Annotated in this window: 1 protein-coding gene; it reads right to left on the bottom strand. The window is 45.4% G+C overall.

The genetic code is table 11. The features are described from left to right. On the bottom strand, nt 1–926 hold a 926-nt coding region (locus AB4185_RS15110), incomplete at both ends, for an Ig-like domain-containing protein (protein ID WP_372135614.1).

Genomic DNA, 926 nt, shown 5'->3' with positions numbered 1-926 from the left:
TCAACATTGGTCACCGTGCCAACTAATGCGCCATTACTGACCTCGGCAGAGTTGTAATAATCATCACCAAAACCATCAAAATCCACACTGATGTCCGCCAACGTATCTTTGACGATGGTATCGCTAGAAGTAGCAATATTGCCTGCAACGTCCGTGACACTTGCTTCAACGGTTAAAATGCCTTCTGCAAAACCCGAATAGTCTTGGCCGACTAATGTCCATTCACCACCAGAAACTATCGCGGTATAATTTTCTGATTTGCCATCAACATCAGTGATAGTGATTGAAACTTCTTGACCATCTTCAACATTGGTCACCGTACCAACTAATGCGCCATTACTGACCTCGGCGGAGTTATAATACTCGTCACCAAAACCATCGAAATTGACACTGATGTCCGCCAACATATCTTTGACAACTGTGTCACTGGAGGTCGCTGTATTGCCCGCAATGTCTGTAACCGTGGCTTCTACAGTCAAGATACCTTCTGCAAAACCCGAATAGTCTTGGCCGACTAATGTCCATTCACCACCGGAAACTATCGCGGTATAATTTTCTGATTTACCATCAACATCAGTGATAGTGATTGAAGCTTCTTGGCCATCTTCAACATTGGTCACCGTGCCAACTAATGCGCCATTACTGACCTCGGCAGAGTTGTAATACTCATCACCAAAACCATCAAAATCCACACTGATGTCCGCCAACGTATCTTTGACGATGGTATCGCTAGAAGTGGCGGTATTGCCTGCAACGTCCGTAACGCTTGCTTCTACCGTTAGTGTACCTTCCGCAAAGGCTGAATAATCTTGACCAGTGAGAGTCCATTCGCCACCAGTGACTGTCGCGGTATAATTTTCTGACTTGCCATCAACATCGGTGATAATGATGGAAACTTCCTGACCATCTTCAACATTGGTCACCGT

The organism is Vibrio sp. 10N.286.48.F5, assembly GCF_041469785.1.
Taxonomy (GTDB): domain Bacteria; phylum Pseudomonadota; class Gammaproteobacteria; order Enterobacterales; family Vibrionaceae; genus Vibrio; species Vibrio crassostreae_C.
The sequence above is the reverse complement of the archived record's forward strand: the minus strand, read 5'-3'. Positions and strand labels throughout refer to the sequence as shown.